Source organism: Duganella rivi (genome assembly GCF_009857435.1).
In the GTDB taxonomy this organism is placed as follows: Bacteria; Pseudomonadota; Gammaproteobacteria; order Burkholderiales; family Burkholderiaceae_D; genus Rugamonas; species Rugamonas rivi.
Genome location: NZ_WWCK01000002.1, coordinates 490,385 through 513,762, shown reverse-complemented (window position 1 = coordinate 513,762; position 23,378 = coordinate 490,385). Strand labels below are relative to the sequence as shown.

The 23,378-nt window shown below is 61.9% G+C and carries 22 protein-coding genes and 1 riboswitch; of the genes, 11 read left to right on the top strand and 11 right to left on the bottom strand.

The window, feature by feature from the left end; translation table 11 throughout:
- Window positions 1-118 precede the first annotated feature (118 nt).
- Window positions 119-1,477 (top strand): diguanylate cyclase domain-containing protein, encoded by a 1,359-nt coding sequence (locus tag GTP45_RS06870; RefSeq protein WP_161013125.1) that lies wholly within the window; start codon window positions 119-121, stop codon window positions 1,475-1,477.
- Here the strand turns inward: GTP45_RS06870 and GTP45_RS06865 are convergent.
- The 3 genes from GTP45_RS06865 to GTP45_RS06855 are packed head-to-tail and all read right to left on the bottom strand — an operon-like array spanning window position 1,474 to window position 6,185.
- Window positions 1,474-3,036 carry an FGGY-family carbohydrate kinase gene (locus GTP45_RS06865; RefSeq protein WP_161013124.1) on the bottom strand — a complete coding sequence of 521 codons (1,563 nt, stop codon included), beginning with the start codon at window positions 3,034-3,036 and terminating at the stop codon, window positions 1,474-1,476. The two genes, GTP45_RS06870 and GTP45_RS06865, sit on opposite strands and share 4 nt — an antisense overlap.
- A gap of 9 nt (window positions 3,037-3,045) precedes the next feature.
- A complete protein-coding gene (locus GTP45_RS06860; RefSeq protein WP_161013123.1) occupies window positions 3,046-4,599 on the bottom strand; it encodes a glycerol-3-phosphate dehydrogenase/oxidase in 1,554 nt (517 codons plus the stop codon).
- Complete coding sequence (locus GTP45_RS06855) at window positions 4,596-6,185, bottom strand: FAD-binding oxidoreductase (protein WP_161013122.1); 1,590 nt, start codon at window positions 6,183-6,185, stop codon at window positions 4,596-4,598. Before GTP45_RS06855 ends, GTP45_RS06860 begins: the two co-directional genes overlap by 4 nt.
- 76 nt (window positions 6,186-6,261) lie before the next feature.
- On the opposite strand from GTP45_RS06855, the gene GTP45_RS06850 reads away from it, so the two are divergent.
- A complete protein-coding gene (locus GTP45_RS06850; RefSeq protein WP_161013121.1) occupies window positions 6,262-7,293 on the top strand; it encodes an AraC family transcriptional regulator in 1,032 nt (343 codons plus the stop codon).
- Here the strand turns inward: GTP45_RS06850 and GTP45_RS06845 are convergent.
- From GTP45_RS06845 to GTP45_RS06835, 3 genes are read right to left on the bottom strand one after another with little or no spacing between them, the layout of a single operon-like run.
- Window positions 7,290-7,715, bottom strand: coding sequence for a hypothetical protein (locus GTP45_RS06845; protein ID WP_229258362.1), 426 nt, complete (start codon window positions 7,713-7,715; stop codon window positions 7,290-7,292). The two genes, GTP45_RS06850 and GTP45_RS06845, sit on opposite strands and share 4 nt — an antisense overlap.
- 13 nt (window positions 7,716-7,728) lie before the next feature.
- On the bottom strand, window positions 7,729-8,253 hold the full coding sequence (locus GTP45_RS06840) for an SRPBCC family protein (protein WP_161013120.1): 525 nt from the start codon (window positions 8,251-8,253) through the stop codon (window positions 7,729-7,731).
- 12 nt (window positions 8,254-8,265) lie between these two features.
- The gene (locus GTP45_RS06835; RefSeq protein ID WP_229258361.1) at window positions 8,266-9,714 is read right to left on the bottom strand and encodes a cytochrome P450; all 1,449 of its coding nucleotides are present in this window, start codon (window positions 9,712-9,714) and stop codon (window positions 8,266-8,268) included.
- Window positions 9,715-9,782: 68 nt separating this feature from the next.
- Between GTP45_RS06835 and GTP45_RS06830 the strand changes: the two genes are divergently transcribed.
- Window positions 9,783-10,193, top strand: coding sequence for a VOC family protein (locus GTP45_RS06830; RefSeq protein WP_161013119.1), 411 nt, complete (start codon window positions 9,783-9,785; stop codon window positions 10,191-10,193).
- 3 nt (window positions 10,194-10,196) lie between these two features.
- Here the strand turns inward: GTP45_RS06830 and GTP45_RS06825 are convergent, their stop codons facing one another.
- Window positions 10,197-10,397 (bottom strand): hypothetical protein, encoded by a 201-nt coding sequence (locus GTP45_RS06825; protein ID WP_161013118.1) that lies wholly within the window; start codon window positions 10,395-10,397, stop codon window positions 10,197-10,199.
- Between the two features lie 9 nt (window positions 10,398-10,406).
- Window positions 10,407-13,232 (bottom strand): M16 family metallopeptidase, encoded by a 2,826-nt coding sequence (locus GTP45_RS06820; protein ID WP_161013117.1) that lies wholly within the window; start codon window positions 13,230-13,232, stop codon window positions 10,407-10,409.
- 94 nt (window positions 13,233-13,326) lie between these two features.
- Window positions 13,327-13,445: riboswitch (FMN riboswitch) on the top strand.
- A gap of 95 nt (window positions 13,446-13,540) precedes the next feature.
- On the opposite strand from GTP45_RS06820, the gene ribB reads away from it, so the two are divergent.
- Window positions 13,541-14,200 (top strand): 3,4-dihydroxy-2-butanone-4-phosphate synthase, encoded by a 660-nt coding sequence (gene ribB / locus GTP45_RS06815; RefSeq protein WP_161013116.1) that lies wholly within the window; start codon window positions 13,541-13,543, stop codon window positions 14,198-14,200.
- Window positions 14,201-14,259: 59 nt separating this feature from the next.
- Here ribB and GTP45_RS06810 read toward each other — a convergent pair whose 3' ends face one another.
- A complete protein-coding gene (locus GTP45_RS06810; protein WP_161013115.1) occupies window positions 14,260-15,645 on the bottom strand; it encodes an MFS transporter in 1,386 nt (461 codons plus the stop codon).
- A gap of 87 nt (window positions 15,646-15,732) precedes the next feature.
- On the opposite strand from GTP45_RS06810, the gene GTP45_RS06805 reads away from it, so the two are divergent.
- The 6 genes from GTP45_RS06805 to GTP45_RS06780 are packed head-to-tail and all read left to right on the top strand — an operon-like array spanning window position 15,733 to window position 20,392.
- Window positions 15,733-16,599, top strand: coding sequence for a LysR family transcriptional regulator (locus tag GTP45_RS06805; RefSeq protein WP_161013459.1), 867 nt, complete (start codon window positions 15,733-15,735; stop codon window positions 16,597-16,599).
- Between the two features lie 40 nt (window positions 16,600-16,639).
- On the top strand, window positions 16,640-17,416 hold the full coding sequence (locus tag GTP45_RS06800) for an MlaE family ABC transporter permease (RefSeq protein WP_161013114.1): 777 nt from the start codon (window positions 16,640-16,642) through the stop codon (window positions 17,414-17,416).
- Between the two features lies 1 nt (window position 17,417).
- The gene (locus GTP45_RS06795) at window positions 17,418-18,386 is read left to right on the top strand and encodes an MlaD family protein (RefSeq protein ID WP_161013113.1); all 969 of its coding nucleotides are present in this window, start codon (window positions 17,418-17,420) and stop codon (window positions 18,384-18,386) included.
- Window positions 18,383-19,024, top strand: coding sequence for a hypothetical protein (locus GTP45_RS06790; RefSeq protein ID WP_161013112.1), 642 nt, complete (start codon window positions 18,383-18,385; stop codon window positions 19,022-19,024). The genes GTP45_RS06795 and GTP45_RS06790 overlap by 4 nt, the downstream gene beginning before the upstream one ends.
- A 57-nt stretch (window positions 19,025-19,081) precedes the next feature.
- Window positions 19,082-20,044 carry a nucleoside hydrolase gene (locus tag GTP45_RS06785; protein WP_161013111.1) on the top strand — a complete coding sequence of 321 codons (963 nt, stop codon included), beginning with the start codon at window positions 19,082-19,084 and terminating at the stop codon, window positions 20,042-20,044.
- Between the two features lie 3 nt (window positions 20,045-20,047).
- Window positions 20,048-20,392: a translation initiation factor Sui1 gene (locus tag GTP45_RS06780; protein WP_161013110.1), complete on the top strand. Its 345-nt coding sequence runs from the start codon at window positions 20,048-20,050 to the stop codon at window positions 20,390-20,392.
- A 4-nt stretch (window positions 20,393-20,396) separates the two neighbouring features.
- Here GTP45_RS06780 and GTP45_RS06775 read toward each other — a convergent pair whose 3' ends face one another.
- The gene (locus GTP45_RS06775) at window positions 20,397-21,005 is read right to left on the bottom strand and encodes a cysteine hydrolase family protein (RefSeq protein WP_161013109.1); all 609 of its coding nucleotides are present in this window, start codon (window positions 21,003-21,005) and stop codon (window positions 20,397-20,399) included.
- Between the two features lie 100 nt (window positions 21,006-21,105).
- On the opposite strand from GTP45_RS06775, the gene GTP45_RS06770 reads away from it, so the two are divergent.
- The gene (locus GTP45_RS06770) at window positions 21,106-22,059 is read left to right on the top strand and encodes a GlxA family transcriptional regulator (RefSeq protein ID WP_161013108.1); all 954 of its coding nucleotides are present in this window, start codon (window positions 21,106-21,108) and stop codon (window positions 22,057-22,059) included.
- A 16-nt stretch (window positions 22,060-22,075) separates the two neighbouring features.
- Here GTP45_RS06770 and GTP45_RS06765 read toward each other — a convergent pair whose 3' ends face one another.
- Window positions 22,076-23,326, bottom strand: a complete 1,251-nt coding sequence (locus tag GTP45_RS06765) for a DEAD/DEAH box helicase (RefSeq protein ID WP_161013107.1) — start codon at window positions 23,324-23,326, stop codon at window positions 22,076-22,078.
- Window positions 23,327-23,378 lie beyond the last annotated feature (52 nt).

The window sequence follows — 23,378 nt, the reverse complement described above, 5'->3', positions numbered from 1 at the left end:
TATCAGGCCAGCCTTTGTTGAAACGCGTATCAATCACCCTCGTTTTCGCTCGCCGTTGCCCACCCGCGCAACGGCCGGCACACGCCAATGCAACCCACCCGGTTAAAGGCGATTCCCAATGAATTCTGGAAGTCTAAGCTTCGCTACGCGGCGCGATGCCGCGATATTGATCGTTGACGATGCGCCCGAAAACCTGGGCGCGCTGCGCAAGATGATGGTCGAACAGGGCTATCAAACCTTTGTCGCTACCTCCGGCGAACGCGCGCTGAAAATCGCGCGCCGCGTGCATCCCGATTTAATCCTGCTCGATATCATGATGCCCGGCATGGACGGCTACGAGACCTGCCGCCAGCTGAAAAGCCAAGCCTCGACGCAGCGCATCCCGATTATTTTCATGAGCGCGCGCACCGACACCGAGGACGTGGTGGCCGGTTTTGATATCGGCGCGGTCGATTACATCAGCAAGCCGCTGCGCATGCCGGAAGTGTGCGCGCGCGTGCGCACGCAGCTGCAAATCCGCAGCAAGAGCGAAACGCACGAAGAACAGGCCGAGCGCCTGCGCACCATCGTTAACAACATGGCCGAGGGCCTGCTGATCTTCGAGGCCGATGGCCGCATCCAGATGACCAATCCGGCCTGCGACAAATACCTCGGCTATCAGCTGGAGCCGCTGGCGGGCCGCAGCATCACCGAGTTGCTGAATCCTCTGGTGGCGCAGGAATACCTCGACTACTTTGCGCGCTACGCGGCTGCGCCGCAAACGGCGCACAACCACGGCACGCGCGAAGTGATCATCCGCCACCGCAATGGCAGCTCGGTGTGCATGGACTTGACGCTGACGCCGATGTACCTGCGCCAGCCGCTGTTTATCGGCCTGCTGCACGACATCACGCACCACAAACAATCGGAAGACGCCTTACAGCGCGCAGCCATGGTGGATCCGCTGACCAAGATCGCCAACCGCCGCCACTTCGACAGCTTCCTCGAAAAAGAATGGCAGCGCGCCATGCGCAGCGGCCAGCCCTTGTCGCTGGTGGTGCTGGATGTCGACCACTTCAAGCTATACAACGACACACTGGGCCACCCGGCCGGCGACGCCTGCTTGCAGCAAGTAGCGCAAGCCATCGCCTCGCACGCACTGCGTCCGACCGACCTGGCCGCGCGCTACGGCGGCGAGGAGTTCGTGCTGCTGTTCGCGGAGACCGATGGGGACTCGGCCTACCTGCTGGCGGAGTCGATCCGCGCCCATATCGAATCGCTGCAAATCCCGCATCCGCGTTCGACCACCTCCGCATGGCTGACGGTGAGCATCGGCGTAGCGACCATCCATCCGCACCAGCTGGACAACACCGAGTCCCTATTCGTCGCCGCCGACCGCGCCATGTACGTAGCCAAGGAAGGCGGCCGCAATCAAGTCCAGGCCACCAAAACCGGCGGCGCCTCGCTGGCCGCCGTCAAAGCCATGGTGATGCGCTAAATTTGTTCCGGGTAGCCGGTGATGTCAGCGATTTGCTGGTACATCGGCTGCAACTGCTTGTACATATTGAGGTACACGCGGCGGTACAGCTGGTCGTAGATTTTTTGGTTGGCGGCGATGGGATGGAATACGCGGCCCGTACGCGTCATGGCGCGGGTGGCGGTGTCGAAGTCCTTGTGCAGGCCCAAGCCCGCAGCGATGGCGATGGCCGCACCGAGTCCCGAAGTTTCATAGACGTGCGCGCGCGCTGCCGGCAGGCCGAAAATGTCGGCCGTCAGCTGCATGGCCGCGTCGCTTTGCGAACCGCCGCCGGCGATGCGCAATTCCGTCACGGGGACGCCGCTGCGCTTTTCGATGCGTTCTTTGCCTTCTCTCAGCGCGTAGGCCAGGCCCTCCAATATCGCCCGGTACATATGGGCGCGCGTGTGGACGTCGCCAAAGCCGATCATCGCGCCCTTCGCTTCCGGCCCCGGAATGCGGATGCCGGGACTCCAGTAGGGTTGCAGCATCAGCCCCATGGAACCGGGCGGCACCTCGTTCACCAGCTGGTCGAACATGGCTTCCGGCGCCATGCCCTGCTCTGCTCCCGCCATCTGTTCGAGATGGCCAAACTGCTCTTTGAACCAGTTGACCATCCAGTAGCCACGAAAGATTTGCACCTCGGTGCTGTAAGCGCCCGGCACCGCCGCCGGATATGGAGGAATGAACGGCGTGACCTCGACGTACTTTTTGCTGGTGGTGTTGATGGTGGCCGTGGTGCCGTAACTCAGGCAAGCGATGTGCGGCTCCAGGCTGCCAGCGCCGATGACTTCGCACGCTTTATCGGCAGCAGCGGCCACCAGCGGCGTGCCTTCCAGGATGCCGGTCGCCTCGGCGGCGGCTTTGGTGATGGAGCCGATGATGGTGCCGGGGACGACCAGTTCCGGTAGCATATCGGCGCGTACTTTCAGTGCTTCCCACTTCCAGTCGCGCGCACCGGCCCATTTGTGGCGCTTGTAGTCGAACGGCAGGTAAGCGACTTGCGAGCCAGTAGAATCAACATGGCGGCCGCACAGGCGGAAATTGAGGAAGCCTGACAGCAGCAGGTATTTATGCGTCTTGGCCCAGATCTCCGGCTGATGCTCGGCGATCCAGTTGATCTCCGCTTCGCGCCGGAAGTATTCGATGGTGCCGCCGACGCGCGCCAGCTTGAAGGCGGTGCGCCACAGCAGGCTCAGTGGCTTTTGCTTGCCTACCCGGCGCTGGTCTAGCCATGTGATGGCGGGCCGCAGCACCTTGCCGTCGCGATCCAGGTTCACAACGGTGCCGCGCTGCGTGGTGACGGCGACGCCGTTGACGGCGCTGCGCGGTATATCCGTGCTTTGCCACAGTTGCTGGCACGCGGCGGCCACCGCGTCCCAGTAACCGTCGGCGTCATGCTCGGCCCAGCCGGGATGGTCGGAGAAATATGCTTCCAGATGGATTTGCGACTTGGCCGCGAGGTTGCCGTTCAAGTCGAACAGCAGCGCGCGCACGCTTTGCGTGCCGTTGTCGATGGAGAGCAGGTATTGGTCTGCCATGATGTCTCGTTATAGTTTTGGTAGATTGTAATGCGTGCGCCAGAGTACGAGGAAGGCGTGTTGTTCCGCTTCCCACCGCTGGTCGCTCCAGCCGAGTTCCGGCTGGCAGATGCTGCGGATGCGCGGCAGGATGCCGGCGCCGCCGCCGCGCAGCTGGATGCCGATGCGCGTGCGGCGCAGCAGCAGGTCTTCCAGCTTGCAGACATCCTCCTTGCGCGCGGCCCAGCGTAGTTGGGCCCAGATGGTTTCTGTGCCGGGGATGTTTTCCAATTCGCCGGCTTGCGCGGCATCGACCAATGCCTGCGCGCTGGCGCCGTAGCGGCCTTGCAGGCGTTGCGCCTGGCCGGGCGGCAGGTCGGGCGTATAGCGCAGCGGCTTCGATGCGGCGAACACCGGCTGCGGCGTCAGTTGGCCTTGCAGTTCCGGGAGTCGCGTGGCCGCCAGCTTGAGGGCATCCAGTGCAATGACGCGGAAAGTCGTCAGCTTGCCGCCGGTGACGGTGAGCAGGCCGTGTTCCAGCCATAGCGCGTGGTCGCGCGTTTCCTTGGAGGGATCGGCCTTGCCGCTGTCGATCACGGGACGCACGCCGGCGTAGGTGGCGATGATGTCGTCGTCGCTGAGGTTCAGTTGCGGAAATTGGGCGTGCAAGGCAGCCATCAGGTAATCGCATTCCGCGCGTGTAATGGCCGCTTCGCGCGACAGGTCGTCAGCGTGATCGACGTCGGTCGTGCCGACCAGCGTGACACCCTCCCACGGATAAGCGAACACCGGCCGGCCGTCGGCCGGATGAATCAAACTAATCGCCTGCGCCAGAGGCAGCCGCCAGGCCGGCAGCACCAAGTGGCTGCCCCGCAAAGGCCGCAGCCGATGCCCCGCTTCGCCAGCTGCACGCAAGCGGTCTGCCCACGCGCCGGTCGCGCTGATCACCAGCCGCGCGCGGACTTCGTGCTGCCCGCCGCTCAAACCATCGCGCAGGCGCGCCCCACACACCTCGCCGCCCTCGTGCAGCAGCGACTCGACGGCCATGTAGTTCACCGCAACGCCGCCATGCTGACGCGCCTCCTGCAACACGCGCAGCACCAGCCGTGCATCATCCGTCTTGGCGTCCGTGTAGACCATTCCGCCTTGCAGGCCCTCGGTGGCCACATTCGGCGCCATCGCCACAAACTCATCGCGCTCGAAATAATGCCGCCCGCGCTGCCCCGCCATGCGATCGTAAATCGCCAGCCCCACCAGGAACGCCCGCTTGCCCGGCTTGCGCCCCACATAATCGCCAAACGCAAAACTCTGCGGCTCCACCAGGCCTGCGGCCTGTTGCAGCAAGTGCTCGCGCTCATGCACCGACTCGCGCGTCAAGCCGAACTGACCCTCCTTCAAATACCGCAAGCCGCCATGCACCAGCTTTGAAGACCTGCTCGACGTGCCCCAGGCAAAATCCCGCTGCTCCACCAGCAGCACGCGCAAACCGCGCCGCGCCGCCTCCAGCAGAATCCCCGCGCCGGTGATGCCGCCGCCGATCACCACCACGTCCCACGGCCCGGCCAGCGCCAACTGCCTGCTCATGGCAGCAACTTCCCGGGATTCATAATCCCCTGCGGGTCGACATGCTCAAACAACGCCCGCAGCGACGACATCCCCAGCTTACCCTTCTCCGCCGCCAAATACGGCGCATGGTCAGAACCCACGCCATGCTGATGACTGATCGTCCCACCATTTTCCACAATCGCCATCGACACCGCCTTCTTCAGCGACTTCCAGCGCGCCAGATCCGATTCATAATCGCCAGCCAGTCGATAAACAAACGTCGTATAAACACTAGCCCCCTGAGCATACAAATGCGACAAGTGCGTATAAGCGTGCACCTGCTCTCCGTGCGCGCCCAGCGCCGCAGTCGCCGCCGCCTCCACCGACCGCATCATGATCTCCACGCGCGGCCAGTCGACCGCCGTCTCCACCGTGTCGATGGCATAACCATGCGACCAAGCCGCGTTACGCAGGTACACATTGCGGAAGCGATTCTGCTTCCACTTGTTCCCCATGTAACGGCCAACGTGCACACTGCCATGCGGAGCCGCCAACGCCAGCGCCGCCCTCAAAGCTGAACGGGCCGCCGGCTTGCGCCCGCTCACACCGATCATCAGCATGCACTTGCCCTCGCCGCAGCCGCGCAGCGACAAGTACCCCTCCAGCAGCGAGATCAGTTTCTTATGGCCGGCCAGCGCCAGCATGGTGGTCGTCTCCAATGCATTCGACAGGCGCAGCATCGACAACGGCAACCCAGCCTGCACAATCTGCCGCACAGCCGTTTCCGCCCCCGCCCAATCCGGGAAGAACACCGCATGGAACGCCTCGTACGCTGGCGCCGCACTCACCCGCACCGTGGCCTCGGTCAAAATCCCAAGTCGCCCCTCGGAGCCCAGCACCATCTCACGTAAATCGGGCCCCGCAGCCGATGCGGGGAAGGTCGGCAAATGCAACGTGCCCGATGGCGTCTCCATCGAGCCGCCACGGAACATCTGCTCAATGCGCCCGTAGCGCAAAGACTGCTGCCCCGACGAACGCGTGACGACCCAGCCGCCCAAGGTCGAATACTCAAACGACTGCGGAAAATGCCCCAAGGTGTATCCGCGCGCACGCAACTGCGCTTCCAGATCGGGCCCGAGCACGCCCGCGCCAAACGTCGCCAACTGCGACTCGGTATCGAGATACAGCAACTGCCGCATGCGCGTCATATTCACTGTCAGCGACGGCACACCGCCCGGCGCCGTCAAATGCCCCGCCACACTGGTGCCGCCGCCCTGCGGAATCAAAGCCACGCCATACTGCTGCGCATAATCGAGCAAATCGCGCACATCCTGCGCGCTCTCCGGGTAAGCCACGCCATCCGGTGCGGAGCCGATCACGCCATAGCGCAGGCGCAGCCAATCCGGCAAGCTCTGGCCCAGCGCATTGCGCAGCCGAACCTCGGCCGACGTATCAATCAAGCGGTGTGGCGGCAGGCGCGATTCCGCAATCTGCGCGCAAGCCTGCGCCAGCGCCGCATCCGCCACCGGCTTGCCAGCTCCAATGCGCTGCGCGAGAAAAGCCAGCGCTTCGCCGTTCAGCGCAAACTCCACCGACTCATCTCCCCAACCGTTCCAGCGTCTCATGGTATTGCCATCTCCGTTATACTGAGTATCCAATCCTTGAGATTAAAACAATGCCGCCAGCCGGTATTGCGTATTCATGACATCTACCTTGTTCGATCATGCCAAGCGCGTTGCAGGTTCCTATCTACAGCCATTATTGGAAGCGGCCGCCCTGCGCGGCGTCAGCGCCCAGGCACTGGAGCAAGCGGCCCATCTGCCGACAGGCACGCTGGAGCCGCTGCCGGAATCGCTGTCTGCCGACGACTACGTGCGCCTGCTCGACATCGCCGCCGCACTGGCCAACGATCCGCATTTCGGCCTGCACGTGGGCCAGTGCGTCAAACTCGGCACCTACACCGTCTACGGCTTGATCTTGCTGAGCTGCCGCGACTTCGGCCAGGTGTTCGAACAAACCATGCGCTACGAGCAGCTGGCCCATGATCTGGGCCGCTCCAACATCAGCATCGACGACGACATCGCCAGCTATACGTGGCACAGCAACTACGGCAGCGGCCATCGCCACTTGGTGGACAGCGTGTTCTCCGGCATCCGCGTATTCAGCAACTGGCTGGCCGGGATCACCCTGCCGGCCAACGAACTACGCCTGATGCACGACGGCGGCCCGCCCGAACTGCGCGACGAATACGCCCGCGTACTGGGCGAAACGCCTGTGTTCAACGCCGAAGCCAACGTCGCCAGCTTCGCCGCCGCCCTGCTGTCATGGCCGGTGCCGAACGCGGACGTCAGCCTTTATCCGGTACTCCAGCAGCACGCCGAACAACTGCTGCAACAGCGCGCAGCCACGCAGCCCTCAATCACGCAGCAAGTACATGCGGCCATCGTCGCCAAGCTATCGCACGGACAGGTGCGGCTAGCCTCGATTGCCGATGATTTGAAACTGTCGCCGCGCACCTTGCAGCGCAAGTTGAGCGAGGCCGGCGCCACCTTCCAGCAAGTACTGGATCAAGCGCGCTTCGCGCTGGCCAAGGATTACTTACGGCGGCCCGAATTAAGCCTGATCGACATTGCCTTCCTGCTCGGCTACCAGGAGCAGAGCGCCTTTAACCACGCGTTCAAGGAATGGGCCGGCGTGAATCCCGGCGCCTATCGTGACAAAAGCAGCAGCTAGATGGATTTTCCGCGCACGCGGATGAAAGGCCCGATACAGCGATCGAGGCTGCGTTCCACGCACATCACGAACATATTGCCGCTCGGGTGGAACTGAAGATAGTTGGTGACGGCGCGCCCCGGTGCAGTGATCTCGCCGCTGCAATCGCGCTTGCCGTTATCCTTGGTGATGGTGTCGGTCTCTTCGTAGAAACCATTCTTGTCCGGCTGATCGCTGACAGTGAAGGTGGACTCGGCCACCTCCTCGTTACTAAACACCAGCGTGGTGCCGTCGGCGCGAATGCGGTAAGTCTCGCTGCACGAGCCATCCGGCAGCGTGATGCGCCACGTGCCGATGATGGGATGATTCTGCCGCAGCGGTGCGCACTGCACCGCCGTCGCCGCCAGCATCAACACCACACCTACCGCCGCCCGCATCCGCATCGCATACCTCCGCTTATTTTTCCGCCACCGCCTTCATCTGCGACAGGCCGCTTTCAAACGCCGGGCCGATCATGCTGTCCATGCTGACGAAGATGGTCATCAGCTTGGCGATGTAGTCGGTCTTACCGGACATCGTCCAGCTTACAGTGGTGACATCGCCTTTGGTCTCCAGCACAAAATCCGTGTCCGCAGTAGAGGCCATCGGCTCATAGAAATCGAGCTTGATGCCGACCTTGGCCGGCGTCAGGCCGATCACCTCCATGCGGCCGGAGCCCACGTTCTTATTGCCCTTCCAAGCATAGACTGCGCCCAGATCCTTGGGCGCACCGCTGAACGTGCGGTTCATTGCGGGATCCAGTTTCTCCCACGGCGACCATAGAGGCCAATTATGAAAATCGCTGATCAGCGGTTGAATTTTTTCCGGCGGCGCCTTGATGGCAATGCTGCGCGTGACGCTGTACGTGGCCGGCTGCAAAGCCGCCACCGCCAGTACGATCAAGATCAGTACCGAGATGCCTACGATGATTTTCTTGAACATGGTTTTTCCTTTTTAGTTATTTTGCACCAGGCGCACCGGCAGCGCATCCGGCGTCATGGTAAAAGTGAAGCACTCGCGCGCCGCCGGTGCACCGGGCACCCGCTCCAATGCGAAATTCCGCGCCAGCATAGACATCACCATCTTAATCTCCGCCATGGCGAGATAACGTCCCGGACAGAAACGCGGCCCGCCGCCAAAGGGGAACAGCTTGCGGCCCGGGTCATCGCCCTGTCCAATCGCGCCTTCCAGCCAGCGCTCCGGCCTGAAGCGCTCGGGCTGCGCCAACTCGCATTCACGTTCGGAGGCATGGCGCAGCAGCAGAAAGATCACCGTCCCCTCGGGCACGGCCAAGTCGCCCAGCACCACATCTTGCGTCGGCTCAGCCGCCATGAACGGCGCCACCGGCTTGAGGCGCATCGCTTCGCGCGTGGCGGCGTCGATGTATTTGAGTTTATCGAGCAGGTGATAATCGTCGAGCACAGCGCGCTCGCCCAGCACTTGCCGCGATTCTTCCGCCATGCGCGCGGCGGCTTGCGGATGGCCGGCCAGGAATTCGAGCAGCCACGCCGCTGTATTGGAAGTCGTATCCTCGCCGGCAAACACCATGGTAATGGCGTTGCCCACCACCTCTTCATCGGTGAAGCCGGAATCCGGTTCGTCGCGCGCCACAATCAGCGCTTCCAGCATATTCGAGGGCTTTTGGCGCAGAACCGGATTCTCTGCAATGCGCTTGCGTGCCTGCGCGATAAAGCCAAAGATCGCCTGCTGAATGCGCGCCGCTGCGGCAATCGCTTCGTGATCCTGTGCGCGCTTCAGCATCGCCACGCGCCAGTAAGTGAACGGCGTGGTCAAACGCTTCGCCACCAGCTTGAACAAAAATTCGATGTCGCGCTGTAGCGGATGCTCTTCCAGCTCCAGCGTGTTGATGTCCTGCCCCATTGCCAAACCGATCGTCACGTCCAGCGTGTAAGCCTTCAAGTCACGCAGCAGATCGACCGGCTTGCCGGCAGCGATGGCGGCCTCCCAGCGCAAGCGCAAACGCTCCGTCATCGCCGCCAGCGCCGGGAAAAAATTATGGATCACCTCCGGCGTCAGCGCCCGCATCACCAGCTTGCGCTGGCGGCGCCAGTCCTCGCCCTCGGCGGTGAACAGGCCGCGCGTGCCGATCTCGTTCAGCATTTCCGCCGTACGGCTGGAACGGCGCATCATGTCCGGCCGGTCGCGCAGCAGCGCGGCGATCAGGTCGCGGTCGGAGGTCGCCAGCATCTGCTTGCGCATGATGCGGAAACGGTACAGCGGCCCGAACTCGCGCGCCCAGCTTTCCAGCACATGGTGAAATGGCTGGGCGCGGATCTCGCCCACGTTGCCGAACAGCGGCCGCGCCTTGGGGCCTGGCAGGTCGGCAATGTGGCGCGTCGGCGGCGCCATGCCCGGTGTGAGTTCCATGGTATTTTTTTCCATATTGTGCTCGTCTCCGCGTACACTATATCTCCAAATGTTGACGATATACTCACTCGCCGGAGGACGCAATGCTGTCGCACGTTTATGTGGGGATTAACAACTTTGAAGAGGCGCTGCCGTTCTACAGCGCCGTGATGGCGGAGCTGGGCGCGCGCCAGCGCTTCGTCGACACGCATCGGCCGTGGGCCGCATGGCAGCCGGCCGAAGGCGCACGGCCGCTGTTCATCATCGGCGCGCCATACGACAATCAGCCGGCGGTATGCGGCAACGGCCAAATGCTGGCGCTACAGGCGACGTCAAGGGAGATGGTGGATCGCGCCTACGCGGCGGCGCGAGAACATGGCGGCGTGTGCGAAGGTGCGCCGGGACTGAGGCCGCAGTACCACGCCAATTACTACGGCGCTTACTTCCGCGACCCGGAGGGGAATAAGCTGTGCGTCGTTTGTCATGAGGCACACCATGACGCACAGCCGGGTTGAGATTTAGGCCAAGGCTTCCTTGGCTGCCTCCTCGGGCGTCAGCCCGTCGTAGAATTGGTCGGTGAACCACTCGACCTGCTCTTCAATGTGATCCTGCGCCTCTTGCTGCGTAGCGCCGCCTTTAACCAGGAATCCTTCCACCTCGATACACCAGTTAATCAGTTCGAGGGTTTCTGGATCCAACTCTTCTTTTTTCTTTGCCATGATGACTCCTTACTTCTCAGGGTACAGCACTACCTGCAGGTAGTTATTCGTGTCAAAGTAGCGCTGCGCGGCCTGTTTCAGATCCGCCACGGTCAAACCGTTCACGCGCGACTCGTATGACAGTATATCCTCTGGGTTGTTATTGTTGAAGAAAGCGTTCTGCAGGGACGCCATCCAGTAGCCATTTTCGCGCAGGCCCTTGCGGTAGCTCTTGATCCACGCCGCCTTGACCTTGTTCAGATCCGCCTCTTCGGCGCCGTTCTGCTTGATCTTTTCGATTTCAGCGAAGGTTGCGGCCAGCACCTTGTCGACGTTCTCCGGCGCGCATGGCAAGCTGGCGTTGATCGTGTAATTCCCGTACGGGATGCGACTCATGGAGCCGTTCATGCCACCGCTGTACATCGCGCCCATTTTCTCGCGCAGCGTTTCAATCAGCTTGATATTCATGACCTCGACCAGCGCCTGCAAGCGCATGCGGTCAGCACGCGAGTATTCCACCTCGCCGGTGAAGGACAGCGAGATCGTGCTCTTGGGCTCCGAGCCGGCATGCACTTCTTTTTTGACCACGCCTTTAATCGGCCGCACGCCTTCATCCTTGAAGGCGACCGGAATCTCGCCCACCGGCAGGCTGGCAAGATAGGTGGCGATCAGCGGCTTGATCTTCTCCACCTCAAAACTGCCGACGATGAAGAAAGTGAAGTCGCGCGCGCTGGACATGCGGCTGTTGTAGATATCGAGCACGCGATCCAGCGCCAACTGGTCAAAGTCGGCCGGCTTGGCGGCGCGCAGCACGCGCGGGCTGTTGTTGTACAGCGTGGCGGTCACGGTGTCGTAGAACACCGACTCCGGGCGCGCCAGATTATTCTGCGCCAGTTCGCGCTGGCGATCGACGTAAGCGGTATAGATGGCCGCATCCTTGCGCGGCTGCGTCATCTGCAAGTAGACCAATTGCAGCATGGCTTCCACGTCGGTGCTGCCGGAACTTCCGCCCACCGATTCGTTGAGTGAGCTGACATTGGCGCTGGAGCTGACGCTCTTACCGGCCAATACCTTCACCAGGTCGTTGGGCGTGTAATTCAACACGCCCATCTGGCCGACGATGCTGCTGGCGTAGTGCGCGGCAAAGACATCGCTATCCGGCAGCAGCGACCAGCCGCCGTAGCGCAAGCCGCCGAGGATCACCTGGTCGTTATTGAAGTCGGTCGGCTTGAGCACTACCTTCACGCCGTTGCTCAAGGTGAGCTGCGTGATGCCGATCTTGGCGTTGACGGTTTCGCTGACGATGCTGCCGGCTTTCGGCAAACTAGGCATCAGCTGCGTTGCGTACACCTTCTCTTCCAGCGGCTTGACGGCGATCTTCTCGGCAGCACCGGCAGTGGCCACCAAGTCGTCGGCCTTGGGCGGCGCGATGCCTGGCTTGTCGACACCGGTGTAGATCACCAGCTTGCTCTGATTATCGGGAATGACGGCGCGGGCCGCAGCGTTCACCTCTTGCAGCGTAATGCCCGGTATCAGCTCGGTCGCATAGCGGTACTCGGCGGCGGTGCCGGGGATCGATTCCTGTTCAAGGAAGTTGCGGATATACTCCGCTGCGTATCCAGCTGAATCGGATTTATCGCGCTCGTTATACATACGCTCATAATTGCGCAGCATGCCCTTCTTGGCGCGCTCCACTTCCGACGCGGTAAAACCGTACTGGCGCGCGCGCTGATCTTCCTGCACCAGCGCGTTGATCGCCGGCGTGGCGCCGCCCTTGCCCAGCACCGCGCCGGCGCCGAAGGAACGATAGCCGCGCACGATCTTGTTCATGCCGCTGCCGCCTTGCAGGAACGGCGGATTGACTTGCTGCGTCAACTCGTACATGCGCTGGCTGAGGATAAAGCTGTACATGCCCTCGATCAGTTTCTGGCGATAGTCGGCGATGGTCTCGCCGGCCGGCCACGATTGGATCGGGTAGCGGATGTAGACCGTGTTGGCGCTGACTTCCTTGTCGGTGAAGACGATGCCTTCGGAATCCTGGCGCTCCGGGATCTGCGCGTATTCGCGCGGACGCGGGTTGGCCGGATTTTTCAGCTTGTTGAAGTGCTGCTCGATCAAGCGCTGCGCGTCGGCCGGCTCGATATCGCCCACCACCACTACCGCCATCAAGTCCGGGCGATACCAGTCGCGGTAGAAGCGCTTGATGGCGTCATATTTGAACGTCTTGAGGATGTCCTCTTTACCGATCGGCATGCGGTCGGCGTAGCGCGAGCCATTCAGCACCTTGGGCAGCACCACCTTGTTCATGCGGTCGTCCACGCCTTTACCGAGGCGCAGTTCTTCCAGCACGATACCGCGCTCGCTGTCGATGTCCGCGTCGTTGAAGGACAGGCCGTGGGCCCAGTCTTCCAGCACCTGGAAGCCCTGCTCCACCACTTCCTTTTTATCGGTCGGGATAGGCAGGATGTAGACCGTTTCGTCGAAGCTGGTATAGGCGTTGAGATCCGCACCAAACTTCACGCCGATGGATTGCAAATACGATACCAACTCGTTGCGCTTGAAGTGCGTGGAGCCGTTAAACGCCATATGCTCGGTGAAGTGGGCCAGCCCTTGCTGATCCTCGTCTTCCAGAATGGAGCCCGCCTTGACCACCAGCCGCAGTTCCAGCTTCTTCTCCGGGCGGCCGTTCTTTTGAATGTAATAAGTCAGGCCATTGGCCAACTTGCCAACTTTAACCTGCGGCCCGACCGGAATCTGGTCGCTCAACTTTAGCGGCGGCGGGGTGTCGGCTTGCGCCGTGAAAGACCACGCCAGAAATGCAGCGCCGGAGAGGATACGCAGGGTAATCAGCTTCATTCGGAATGCAAATTATGTAAGAGAACAGCTACCTTACACCGAAATCCTTAATTTAGGCTAGAATCCTCGCACCCTGCCACCCGGCAGCCTATAACGACGTCTTCGGGGCGGGGTGTAATTCCCCACCGGCGGTAAAGCCCGCGAGCGCAGAAATGCGCAGATCTGGTGTAACTCCAGGGCCGACAGTTAAAGTCTGGATGAAAGAAGATGTGCGCTTTACGCATCCTGCTCGCCACTTGTGGCGCGGCTGGCTGCGCGTATTCGCTTGCCCTGTCGCGTTCCTGATTTTCACAAGGAGCGTATCACCCATGTTAGACCAAACCGCAGTATCCCCCTACTCCCTCGTATCCGATGACCTGGAAGGCCGCATTCACGCGGCGCTGGAAGCCATGCGCGCCGGCGTGCCGGTCATCCTGCTTGATGATTTCGACCGTGAAAACGAAGCCGACCTGATCGTCGCCGCCGAAAAGATGACCGTGGAGACCATGGCCATGATGATCCGCGAATGCAGCGGCATCGTGTGCCTGTGCCTGAGCGCCGAGAAAGTGCGCGAACTGGAACTGCCAATGATGGCGGCGAATAACGGCAGCCGTTACGGCACGCCGTTCACCGTGTCGATCGAGGCGCGCGAAGGCGTGACGACCGGCGTATCGGCGGCGGATCGTGTAACGACCATTCGTGCTGCGACGGCGGCAAACGCCAAGCCGTCGGATCTGGTCCATCCGGGCCACGTATTCCCACTGCGCGCCACGCCGGGCGGCGTGTTGGCGCGCAAAGGCCACACCGAGGGTTCAGTTGATCTGGCCACCATGGCCGGCCTAAACCCATCGGCCGTGCTGTGCGAGTTGATGAACCCAGACGGCACCATGATGCGCGGCGCCGACATCGAACGCTTCGCGAAACTGCACCAGATGCCAATCCTGACCATCGCCGAGATGATCGAATGGCGTCAAAAGAGCAGCGCATAACCCGCAAGCTTTTGCCTCGACGCCAGCGTGACCACTTAGGGGTCTGACCCCGTACGGGGTCAGACCCCGCCTGGCCGTGCGGGATTAACAAATCGATACACCAGCACCAAAGCGCATGCGTATGCCGCGGCAATCAACGTGAACGCCAGCGGCAAACGCAGCGCCCATTGCGGCGCTACGTGCATCACAGTACCCATCAGCGCCACGCCCACCAAAGCACCGATCTGACGATTGGCGTTGAGCGCCGCCGCAGCGCTGTTGGCGTTCGCCTTCCCCGCTACCAGCATCACCGTCGCCGTCATCCCCGGAATCGCAATCCCGATAGCGACATTCATCACCACCGCCACCGTCACCAGCAGCCAGTAAGGCGTGTCAGGCCGCAGACCAATCAGCATCAACACCGCCATCGCCAACCCGGCCATCAAGCCATACATCATCGGCGGCCGCGTGCCGACGCGCGCCGTAATACGGCCCGAAGTCAGATTGCCAACCGCGAAAGCCGCCATCATCGGAATCAGCTTAAGCCCCGTTTGCAGCGCATCCGCTCCACCCTGCTGAATAAATAAACTCAGCAAGAACAACTGCCCAAACACCGCAAAATTAATCAGGAAGCCGACGCCATTAGCCGCCGCAAACGCCGGCGTCTCAAACAAAGCCTTAGGCAGCAAGGGATGCGCACCGGAGCGCTCACGCCGCACCAGCAGCACCGCTGCTGCTACCGCCGCGGCGCCAGCCGCCAACACACCCGCCGACAACCATCCCAGCACCGGCCCCTCAATCAGCACAAAACTCAAGAACGCCAGCGCCGCCACGCCCAGCACATGGCTCAGCATCGACAAATCACGCTCATGGCGCGCCGTGGCCGGGGCCAATACCTGCGTCAGCGCGATGCCCAGCAAGCCGATAGGCACATTCACCCAAAACACACTGCGCCAGCCAAATTCGTGCACCAGGATCCCGCCGACCAAGGGGCCGGCCGCCGACGAACAGCCAACGATGGCCGACCAAGTCCCCAGCATGCGCGCCCGCGTCGCCTGATCTTCATAGGCATGCGTCAGCAAACTCAAAGAACTCGGCATGAACAGCGCCGCACCCGCGCCCTGCAGCAAGCGCGCCGCAATCAGCGCATGCCCGCTCGGCGCCACCGCGCACAGTATCGAACCGAGAATAAACACACTGAGGCCGCCCTGATACACCGCCTTGGGGCCGAAACGGTCGGCCAAAGCACCGCCAGCCATCAGCAGCGCGGCAAAAGTCAGCGTGTAGCCGTCCACCACCCACACCAGGCCAGTGAGCGGCACCGACAAGCTGACCGCAATATCGGATAGCGCAGTATTAACAGCGGTGACATCGATCATCGCCATCACAAAGCCGATGGCCAGCGTCATCAGCATTAATAAAGGAGGTACTTGGCGCGCTGGCGCGGTAAGAGTCGAGATATTCATGCGCGTATGGTAGGCCGCTTGCCTGATGCAGTAAATACGCATAACATCAGCACTCCGATGCAAAAATGCATCACGCCGGAGAGCTTCATGGACTGGGATAACGCCCGCATCTTCCTCGCCATCTACCGCAAAGGCACGCTGCGCTCGGCCGCCGCCTTGCTCGATATCGATCAGGCCACGGTGGGCCGGCGCCTCAACGCGCTGGAAACCTCGCTTGGCGCGCGGCTGTTCCTGCGCACGCCGTCAGGCTACGTCGCCACGCCGGCCGGCGAGCAAGCCATACACGCCGCCGAGAAGATGGAACAAGCAGCCTTGCAGTTCCAGCGCGAGATGCAGGGCATCGACAAGCGCCTGTCCGGCGTGGTGCGCGTGACCACCTCCGACACCATGGCCGCGCATTTCGTCATCGCCGCCATGCAGCGACTGCATGTACAGCACCCGGACATCCGCATCGTGCTCAGTACCAGCACCGACATCACCAGCTTGACGCGGCGCGAGGCCGACCTGGCGGTGCGCACGCTCAAGCCCACCAGCCCGGATCTGATCTCGCGCCACCTGACCAAGCGCAGCATGGGCCTCTACGCCACACCGGCTTATTTAAAGGCCCGCGGCATGCCGGTGCCGGGCAACGGACTGGCGGGGCATGACATCGTGATCTACCAGCCCTCGGTCGCGCCGCGCCACCAAGAGAAAATTTGCCTGGAGCCGGTGCACAACGCGCGCGTGGCGATGGAGGTCAATAGCGGCCTGGCGATGATCGACGCGGCTCGCCTCGGCATCGGCATGGCCGAACTGCCCTGTCACATGGCCGATGGCGACAAGCGGCTGGTACGGATCTGGCCCGAGCGGGTCGACCAATACGATGTGTGGCTGGTGATGCACAGCGATTTAAGCCGCAGCGCCCGCGTGCGCGCGGCGGCCGACGCCATCATCGCCGGCTTCCCCGATAAATAGCGTACGCCGCAAGGCCGCACTCCGGTGCTAATATGCCAACATGGACACGCAAGCACCAACCCAGAATATTCTGCAAAGGCTTTACCTAGGCGCCGCCGCCTGGCTGCATAGCTGGTGGCGGCTGCTGCATTTTGCGGTGCTGATGTTTTCGATGGCGTTGACGCCGTCCAGCTATGCCCGCAACAAGCGGCCTGTCCTCGCACATCATCTTGTGGCCGATACCGCGCCTAATCTCGCATGGTATGGCGTGCTGTCGGCGTTGGTCAGCCTCGTCCTGATACGCATTGTGGTGGTGACTTCACAAAGCTACGGCCTGTCGCGCTTTGCGCTGGAGATGGTGGTGCGCGTGCTTGTGCTGGAGTTGATTCCACTGACCGCCGCCGCTTTCGTCGCCCTGCGCACTACCCTGCCAGCGGGGTTGGAATTCGCGCAGCGGCGTGGTTCCGGCGCGGCCACCATCGATGAGCTGCACCGCGAATTTTTCCCTCGTGTGGCGGCGGGCATTTTCTCTGTGTGGATGCTGGCGGCCGTCAGTTGCGTAACGACGCTGATCCTCGCTTATTTGTCGCTTTACGGCTTCACGCCGTGGGCCTTGACCGGCTACACCCGCGTGGTCGGGCAGGTATTCAATCCTGCTGTAACCTTGATTCTGGTGCTGAAGATTGTGTTCTTCAGCTTTGCAGTGGGTTTGATCCCGATGGCGTCTTCTTTCTATGCGGGCCGCAGCAAGGTGTCCAACGGCCTATCGGACATGGTGCGGCTGTTTGCCGTGATGCTTCTCATCGAAGTCGCCTCGCTCATGGGGAATTACTACTGATATGACTGAACAAAACAACGAAGCCGCGCCGGTGCGTAACGCCGAATTCAAGGCCGCCCTGCTGCTGGTGTTGATGGTGGTGCTGGTGCTTGGGTCGGCGGTGTACCTGCTGTACGCGCGCGGCGCATTCGAATCCACGCAAACCTTGATCCTGCAAGCCGACGACTCGGAGGGTGTGGTGGTCGGCATGGACGTGACGTTTGCCGGCTTCCCCATTGGCCGCGTGCGGCGCATCGAATTAAGCCCGGAGGGCAAGGCGCGCGTGGTGGTGGACGTGCCGCGCAAGGACGCGCATTGGCTGCGCAGTTCCAGCATCTTCACGCTGGAACGCGGTCTGGTAGGCGGCGCCAAGCTGCGCGCGTTTAGTGGCATTCCAACCGATCCGCCGCTGGAAGATGGTGCTGCGCGCGCGCTGCTGGTCGGCGATCCGGGTGCGGAGATTCCGCGTCTGCTGGCGGCAGCCAAGGATTTGCTGCAAAACCTGAATGATCTGACGGCGGAGAATTCGGCGCTGGCAGCGTCGTTGGCTAATGTGGCCGGCGTAACCGGCAAACTCAATGGGCCGCACGGTGCAATGGGCCTGATCGCGGGCGATGACAAAAACGCACAGCAACTGGCGGATCGCGCCAACAAGCTGCTTATCACGGTGAATGCGCTGGCGGTGAAGGCGGATAGTTTGATCGGCCATGCCGATGAACGGGTCTTCGGCCCAGCAGGCGTTGCGACCGACGCGCAGGCCACCATCAAGCAGCTTAATGGCTTGCTGGCCGATGCACGCAACTCGCTCAAGAAGATGGATGCGGTGCTGATCGAGGCACAGGCCGTGGCGTCCAACACCAAGGAAGCCACCGCCGATTTGGGCACGCTGCGCGGCGAAGTGGAAAGCAGCTTGCGGCGGGTGGAGCAACTGGTCAATGAAATCAACCGCAAATGGCCGTTCAAGCGCGATACGGAGATTAAGCTGCCATGAAGAAGACCATCGTGATCGCAGCGTTGCTGCTCGCCGGCTGCGGCAACAATCCACCGGCGCCGGATTGGCAAATGAACGCACAAAGCGCAATCGAGCGCGCCACCGCCGCTTACATGGCCGGCAACACCCGTATAGAAGCCGCTGAAACCAAGCGCGCCCGCGAAGCCTTGGCCAGCACCGGCAAAGCGGAACTGGTCGCGCGCGCAGAACTAATCCACTGCGCCGCCCGCGTCGCCTCGCTCGTCTTCGAAGACTGCCCCGCCTACGAAAAACTAGCCCAAGACGCCGGCCCCGCCAACCAAGCCTATGCCGCCTATCTCGCCGGCCGCACCTCTGACCATGCCCTGCTGCCCGAGCAGCACCGGACGGTAGCGGCGGCGACCAGCGATGTCGCTGCGGCGACGGCCGTTCAAGCTATCGCCGATCCGCTTTCCAGGCTGGTCGCCAGCGGCGTCCTGCTCCGCGCCGGCAAAGCCACGCCTCAACTCATTGCAGACGCAGTGGAAACCGCCTCCGCCCAAGGCTGGCGACGCCCGCTACTAGCATGGCTAGGCGTCCAAGCCATGCGCGCCGAACAAGCCGGCGACACCGCCGAAGCCCAACGCATCAAGCGCCGCATCGCACTGGTCGGCAGCTAACGGCAGCTAGATAAGCGCATCCTGTAAAATCCTCCCTTCACTGCATCGAGGATTTACATGGCTTATTCGCTCGCCCGCCCACTGCGCGGATTATTCTCCATACTGGCGCTGTCATGCGCCGTGTTCGCGCAAGCCGCGCCGCAAAAAGTCATCGTCGACATGGACATCGGCGACGACATCGACGACGCCTTCGCCCTGGCCCTGCTGCTGCAAAGCCCTGAGATAGAAATCATCGGCATCACCACCGCATGGGGCGACACCGCGCTGCGCGCCCAGCTACTGGAGCGCATGCTGCGCGAAACAGGCCACAGCAAAATCCCGGTCGCGCAAGGCATCCGCACCACCGGCAACCCGCAGCCGTTCACGCAAGCCCGCTACGCCCAGCGCGGCCAACTGCCGGCCAGGATCGACGCCGTTGGCTTCATGCTCGACCAAATCAAGCGCCAGCCGAACCAAATCACCCTGCTGGCCCTAGGCCCGCTGACCAACATCGGCGCCGCCATCGAGCGTGACGCCGCCACCTTCGGCAAACTGAAACAAGTAGCCATGATGGGTGGCTCGGTGCGCAGCGGCTACCGCAAATCGCAATACGTGCCATCGCGCCCAGCCGACAAGGAATACAACATCGTCTCCGATATCGCTGGCGCGCAAAAACTATTCACTTCCGGCGTGCCTATCGTAATGATGCCGGTGGACTCCACCCAAATCCGCCTCGATGAAGTAGAACGCAACGCCCTGCTCGGCCACGGATCCGCAGTCACCGACCAACTGGCACTGCTCTACCATCAATGGATCAACGCTTACCAGCCATGGTCTAGCAATATGCCGTCGCTGTTCGACGTGGTGCCGGTAGCATGGCTGATCGATCCATCCGTCTGCCCAACCACACCGCTACGCATCGTTGTCGACAACGACGGTTACACGCGCGAACAAACCGGCCACCCAAACACCCAGGTGTGCCTGTCCTCAGACCAGAAACGCTTCTTTGAAATCTTCATGCCACGACTGTTGAAGGATTAAGCCATGGCCCTCGTCTATTCCACCGAAACGGGGCGCATGTGCCCTGACTGCCGCAAGCCGCTCAGCGACTGTGCTTGCAAAGCCGCCGCCAAGGCCAAGCCTGTCGGCGATGGCAATATCAAAGTCTCGCGCGAATCCAAAGGACGCGGCGGTAAAACCGTCACGCTGGTGCGCGGCCTGCCGCTGGATGCCGATGCGCTGGCGGCGCTGGGCAAGCAACTGCGCGCTGCCTGCGGCTCCGGCGGCACCGCCAAAGATGGCGTCCTTGAAATCCAGGGCGACCATTGCGAACGCGTGATGGCCGAGTTGACTAAACTCGGCCACAATCCTAAACGCGTCGGCGGTTAAGCTTTCATTTCAGGGTGCGCTGGACGGACAGGTAGATATTGTCGCGCTCCAGCGCCTTGCCCTCATCTACCGCAGCCAGCCACGCATCAGTGCTGGCCACCGCCGCAAAGCCCGAATGGAACACGGTGCTGAAAACGCGGTGAATCTCTTCCGCGCTAGCCTTGCCGGCCGCATTCTCGTACGACGGCGAGCCGGTAGCATCCGACAAGAACTCCACCGACAGGCCCTTGTGCGAGGCCTCGTAGATGGTGGACGCATCACAGTTGTGCGTCATGTAGCCAACAATGGTCAGGGTGTCGATGCCGTTATCGGCGATCCATTGGCCCAAGTCAGTGCCAGTGAACACGCTGGCGTAGGTCTTGTTGATGAAGTGCGAGGATGGACGCTTCGCCACTTCCTCGTGCACTTGCCACGCCTGCGAGCCTTTAGCGAAGATCGGCGACTGCTCCGGCGCATCGTGCTGCACCACGACCACCGGAATCCCGGCAGCTTGCGCGGCATCCATGGCGCGGGTGATATTTGGCAGGGTCACACCCACTGGCGGATATTCAATCTTCATATTACCGGTGAAGTATTCGTTTTGTACGTCGATGACGATCAGGGCGCGTTTCATGGTAGTTCTCCTGTGTTGTGGGTTACGATGAGAGACATTGTGCGCTTCCCTGCGGCCGGCCAACAGCGGCCCGAAGGCATACAAACGATATAATTGGGCCATGAATAAATCCGCCACCCATCGCTACAAAATCGCCGTGATTGCCTTTGACGGCATCACGCCCTTCCACTTGTCCGTGCCGGGCATGGTGTTTCGCGATGCAGGCTTTGAGCTGAAAATCTGTTCGGGCGATCCGTCGCCGTTGCGGACTACCGGTGGTTTTGACATCAGCGTGCAGCATGGCTTGCAGGCCTTGAGCCGCGCCGATATCGTCATCCTGCCGACGTGGCATGACGATTGCCGGCCTGCTCCGGCTAACTTGCTGGATGCGTTGAAGCGCGCGCACCGTCGCGGCGCGCGCATTGTCGGCTTGTGTCTAGGCGCCTTTCCGCTGGCGGAGGCGGGCTTGCTAGACGGCCGCCGCGCCACCACGCACTGGTCATTCGCGGACATGCTGGTCGAACGCCATCCCAGCATCTCGGTAGATCGTGAGGTACTGTACGTGGATGATGAGATATTGACGTCAGCCGGCGTGGCGGCGGGACTGGATTGCTGCCTGCACCTGCTGCGTGAGTTATGCGGTGCGGAGGCGGCCAATCACGTGGCGCGCCAGCTGGTGGTGGCGCCGCACCGGCAAGGCGGGCAGGCGCAGTTTATCGAGCGTCCGGTGCCGGTCAGCAGTAGTGATGACCGCTTCTCGCAGGTGCTCAATTGGGTGAATCAGCACCTGGCGGACAATCACAGCATTGACGCGCTGGCGGCGCGGGCGGCAATGAGCCGACGTAATTTCACGCGCCACTTCCGCGATGCGACCGGCACTTCGTTCAAGCAATGGCTGCTCAACCAGCGCGTGACGCATGCACAGCGATTACTCGAAACCAGCGACGTGTCGATAGAAGTGGTGGCGCAGGAAGCGGGCTTCGGCTCGGCGCTGTCGCTGCGCCAGCATTTCCACGCTGTGCTGCGCACCTCACCCTCCGTCTACCGCCGCCAGTTCCGCGCCGGCGCAGGCTGACCGCGCGCGACCGTTGTTATTCGCCGCCCGCAGCGGCAGCGGCTTCGCGCAGCTTGTCCTTCTTGCTCTTGCGCTTGCCCTTGATGCCACCGTTGACGGTATCGGTAACGGCGCTCACCACCGGCGCTGTCTCAGTCGGCTCAAAGCCGGCAATCACCTCGCGCGCCACGCGTTCGCCCTGGCGCTTCTCGATCAAGCGGAAATGCTGCTCCGCTTCGGCAGTCACAAAGCTGATCGCTACACCACTCTCCCCCGCGCGGCCGGTACGGCCGATACGGTGCGTGTAATCGACCGCAGAACGCGGCAAATCGTAATTCACCACTGCCGGCAAGCGCGCAATGTCGATACCGCGCGCCGCCACATCCGTCGCCACCAGCACTTGCAGATAGCCGGAACGGAAATCAGTCAGCGTCTCATTACGCGCCCCCTGACTCAACTCGCCGTGGAACGACGCTGCGTGAATACCATTGCGGTTCAACTTATCCGCCACATGATCCGACGCATACTTGGTAGCGACGAACACCATCACCGCAGGCCACTTATGCTCAAGGATCAGATGCTTGAGCAGCATGGTACGGCGCGGCACATCCACCTTGATGGCGCGCTGCTGAATATCCGGCTTGCTGGACGGCTCGGACGCCACCTCGATGCGCGTCGGATTGTCCATCATGCTGGCAGCCAGCTTCTGCACCGCCGGCGGGAAGGTCGCCGAGAAGAACAAATTCTGGCGCTGCTTAGGCAGCAGTTCCAGAATGCGGTTCAATTCCTCGCTAAAGCCGAGATCCAGCAGGCGGTCTGCCTCATCCAGCACCAGCATGGCCGTTTGCGAAATCTTCACCGCGTTATGCTCGATCAAATCCAGCAGACGGCCCGGCGTAGCAACCAGAATGTCCGTGCCGCCGCGCAGCGCCAGCATTTGCGGATTGATCGATACGCCGCCAAACACCACCTGCACCTTCAAGGTTGTCGGCAAATGCGACACCAGCAGGCGAATCGAATCCGCCACCTGCGACGCCAGTTCGCGCGTCGGCACCAGAATCAAACCATGCAGCTGGCGATGGCTGCCGCGCTTATCGAGCAGCGCTTGCAGCAGAGGTAGCGCGAAGGCGGCAGTCTTGCCGGAGCCGGTTTGGGCAGCACCCAGCACGTCCTCGCCGCGCAGAATGGCAGGAATTGCGGCGCTCTGGATCGGTGTCGGTTCCTGATAGCCGATTTCGGTGATTGCGTTAAGCAGCGAGGGTGCAAGGCCCAGCGTGGAAAAAGACATGATGGCCTTCGGATAAACGGGTGAAAGCCGCCAGTATAAAGCATGCCGCAGA